The following is a 3,655-nucleotide window of genomic DNA, read 5'->3' on the forward strand; positions in this document are numbered from 1 at the left end:
GCTTGCGCGCCATGTGGTCGGGAGCATACTGAAACAGCCCCCGAAACAGCCAGAGGTTCCGCGCATGTCCGATCTGCCCATCTCCCGCCGTTCGCTGCTGGCCGCCGCCGGCGCGGCGCTGATCCTGCCGCTGGTGCCCGCCCGGGCCCGCGCTCAGGGCATCCTGCGCCACAATATTTCCAGCTTCACCATGCAGGACTGGCGCGACCACTTCGACACCCTGGGCAAGGCCAGCATCGTCGCCGACACCTCGTCGCGGGCGCTGCACTTCTGGTCCGCCGACGGCAGCGACTACCGGGTCTATCCGACCTCGGTGCCCAAGACCGACGAGCTGACCAAGCGCGGCTATACCGAGATCGTGCGCAAGGTGGTGGGGCCGTCGTGGACGCCGACCGCCAGCCAGATGGAGCGCTACCCCGACTGGAAGCCGATTCCTCCGGGCCCGGACAACCCGCTCGGCACCCACGCGATGTATCTCGGCTGGCCCGCCTACATCATCCACGGCACCCACGACACCCGCAAGATCGGGCGCCGGTCGTCCGACGGGTGCATCGGGCTCTACAACGAGAAGATCGCCGAACTCTACCAGCTCTGCCCCATCGGCACGCAGGTCCGGGTGATCTGAACCCGCCCGGCGCGGCGCCCGGCAAGTCCCCGCCCGGCTTCGTTGACTCTTACTCTGCGGCGCGGCACAACCTCAGGCAACAGCTTCAGGAGGGGAGATATCCATGAAGAAAGTCTACGGTTCCGCGGCGGAGGCCCTCGACGGGGTGCTGCATGACGGAATGCTGATCGCGGCGGGCGGGTTCGGTCTCTGCGGCATTCCCGAGCTGCTGATCGACGCCATCGTCGAGAGCGGCGTAAAGGATCTGACCATCGCGTCCAACAACTGCGGCGTCGACGGCTTCGGCCTCGGCAAGCTGCTGGACACCAAGCAGATCAAGAAGATGATGTCGTCCTACGTGGGCGAGAACGCCGAGTTCATGCGCCAGTACCTGAGCGGCGAGCTCGAGCTCGAGTTCAACCCGCAGGGCACGCTGGCCGAGCGCATGCGCGCCGGCGGCAGCGGCATTCCCGGCTTCTACACCAAGACCGGTGTCGGCACCGTGATCGCCGAGGGCAAGGACGTGAAGAACTGGGGTGGCCAGGACTACATCCTCGAGGAGGGCATCTTTGCGGATCTCTCCATCGTCAAGGCGTGGAAGGCCGACACCACCGGCAACTGCATCTTCCGCAAGACCGCCCGCAACTTCAATCCGCCGGCCGCGATGTGCGGCAAGCTCTGCGTGATGGAAGTGGAAGAGATCGTCGAGCCCGGTGAACTGGACCCCGATCACATCCACCTGCCGGGGATCTACGTGCACCGCATCATCAAGGGCGAGCACGAGAAGCGGATCGAACAGCGCACCGTGCGCAAGCGGGAGGAAGCCTGATGCCCTGGGATCGCAATCAGATGGCCGCACGGGCGGCGCAGGAACTCGAAGACGGCATGTACGTGAACCTCGGCATCGGCATTCCGACGCTGGTCGCCAACTACGTGGGTGACAAGGACATCACGCTGCAGTCCGAGAACGGCATGCTGGGCATGGGCCCGTTCCCCTTCGAGGGCGACGAGGACCCGGACCTCATCAACGCCGGCAAGCAGACCATCACCGAGTTGCGCCGCACGGCCTATTTCGACAGCGCCATGAGCTTCGGCATGATCCGCGGCGGCAAGATCGCGGCCGCGATCCTCGGCGCCATGGAAGTGGCCGAGAACGGTGACCTCGCGAACTGGATGATCCCGGGCAAGCTGGTCAAGGGCATGGGCGGCGCGATGGACCTCGTGGCCGGTGTCGGCAAGGTCATCGTGGTCATGGATCACGCAAACAAGCACGGCGAGAGCAAGGTGCTGAAGGAATGTACCCTGCCGCTGACCGGCAAGGGCGTGGTCGACCGCATCATCACCAATCTCGGCGTGCTGGACGTGGTCGAGGGCGGGCTGAAGCTGGTCGAGCTGGCCGATGGCGTGACCGAGGAAGAATTCCGCGCCGCCACCGAGGCGACCCTCGTCAACTGACGGGCAGGGGCAGCGCGCAGGTCGTCCGGCTCTGACCCCTGAAAACGCAAACGCGGCCCGGTGGGCCGCGTTTTTTCATGTCCGGGGACGGGTCCCCCCGAGGGCCGAGAGATCAGCTCTTGGTGGTGTCGGTGGGGGCGGCGTCCTTGGCGGCTGCCTCGACGGTCTCCGCGACCTCTGCGGTCTCCGCGGCGGTCTTCTTGGCGGCAGCGGTGGTGCGGCGCGTGGTGGTGCGTGCCGCGCTGGTGGCTGCGGTGGTCGCCTTCTCGGCGGCCTTCTCGGTCGCCTTGGCCGTCGTGGTCGCGGCGGCGGTGGCGTCGTCGGCCATGTCCTTGCCCAGCGACATCATGAGCGACATGGTCTCGCTTTGCGCTTCCTTGGCCACGTCGCCGAGGGCGGTCATGTGGGCCTTGGCGCTTTCCATCTGCGCGGTGGCGAAATCGCTCATCGCCTGCGCGTAGTCGGTCGGCGCGGTGCGCGCCTTGGCGAGGTCGCCCATGCGGCCCAGCGTTTCCATGGTCCAGCCGACCGAGATGTCGGTGGTCTTGCCAGCGGCGTCGAGCGCGATGCCCGAGGCCTTTTCGCCGAAGCCGGTCGAGGACTTCCAGGCCTCTTCGAACTTGGCCTGATCCATCTGCCAGGCGCCCATCATGTCTTTGAGGGTATCGGTGAAGTCTTGCGTGGTTGCCATTTGCTCACTCCCTTGGGATTACGGCGGATGCTCCGCCTAGGCCTACGCTGTCGCCATATTGATGCTGCAGTGCAGCAATGCAAGGCTTGACAGCGCGAATTCAGAAAAAGTTCACGCGACGCGCGAGTCTTCGCCACCGCCGCGAGAACCGGTCGACCCTGCTTCGAGGGACATGAAAAAGGGGCGGGTTCGGAATGGAACCCGCCCCACGTAATTGCGCCTTTTGTTGGGAGGAGAGGGGGCGCAATCCGAGTTCCGGCGCCCCCAAACGAAAGGCGCCGGGAAAGGGTCTTACTTCGTGGTCGCCTTCTTGGCGGCCGCGGACATATCGTCGGTGGCCTTCTTGACGGCGGCGGTGGCGTCTTCGGTGAAGTCCTTGCCAGCGGCCATCATCAGTTCCACGGTGTCCATCTGGACCTTCTTGGCGATCTCGGCGAAGGCGGCCATGTTCTCGGCGGCAACTTCGGACTGGGCCGACGCGAAATCGGTCATCGCCTTGGCGTAGTCGGCCGGCTCTTTCTTGACCTTGGACATGTCAGCCAGCTTGGCGAGGGTGTCCTTGGCCCATTTGGCGGAGATCTCGGTCGACTTCTCGGCGGCTTCCAGAGCCACGGCCGAGAGCTTTTCGTTCAGGGTCGCGGTGGTCTTGAAGGCTTCGTCCATCGCTTTGGTGTCGACGGGGAACGCGCCCATCATGTCTTTCATCATCGCGGTGATATCTTGGGTCTTGGCGGCCATTGCTAAATTCCTGTCTGTGTCTGCCTCGGGGGCCCACCCCCCGCATTCATCGGCTGACACCAATATGAATGCTGCAGCGCAGCATTTCAAGGGAAATTTCTGCGGTGCAGCATTATTGTGCAATTGCCTGAATTTACTGGTTCGCTTTCACGCGTACATAGGTCCCG

At 64.6% G+C, this 3,655-nt stretch carries 5 protein-coding genes; 3 read left to right on the forward strand and 2 right to left on the reverse strand.

The genetic code is table 11. The annotated features are described in order from the left end of the window. The first annotated feature begins 64 nt into the window (after positions 1–64). From HC022_RS21155 to HC022_RS21165, 3 genes are all read left to right on the forward strand, one after another. Entirely contained in the window at positions 65–625 is a 561-nt protein-coding gene (locus HC022_RS21155; protein WP_008883790.1) for a L,D-transpeptidase, read from the forward strand. A gap of 103 nt (positions 626–728) precedes the next feature. Next, entirely contained in the window at positions 729–1,433 is a 705-nt protein-coding gene (locus tag HC022_RS21160; RefSeq protein ID WP_008884095.1) for a CoA transferase subunit A, read from the forward strand. Then, positions 1,433–2,059, forward strand: coding sequence for a CoA transferase subunit B (locus HC022_RS21165; RefSeq protein ID WP_008884873.1), 627 nt, complete (start codon positions 1,433–1,435; stop codon positions 2,057–2,059). Before HC022_RS21160 ends, HC022_RS21165 begins: the two co-directional genes overlap by 1 nt. Before the next feature lie 112 nt (positions 2,060–2,171). Here the strand turns inward: HC022_RS21165 and HC022_RS21170 are convergent, their stop codons facing one another. Beyond that, positions 2,172–2,750, reverse strand: a complete 579-nt coding sequence (locus HC022_RS21170; protein ID WP_167453737.1) for a phasin — start codon at positions 2,748–2,750, stop codon at positions 2,172–2,174. Positions 2,751–3,041: 291 nt separating this feature from the next. Further along, positions 3,042–3,488: a phasin family protein gene (locus HC022_RS21175; protein WP_008884177.1), complete on the reverse strand. Its 447-nt coding sequence runs from the start codon at positions 3,486–3,488 to the stop codon at positions 3,042–3,044. Positions 3,489–3,655: the final 167 nt, after the last annotated feature.

Origin of the sequence: Salipiger sp. HF18 (assembly GCF_011806505.1) — a bacterium.
In the GTDB taxonomy this organism is placed as follows: Bacteria; Pseudomonadota; Alphaproteobacteria; order Rhodobacterales; family Rhodobacteraceae; genus Salipiger; species Salipiger thiooxidans.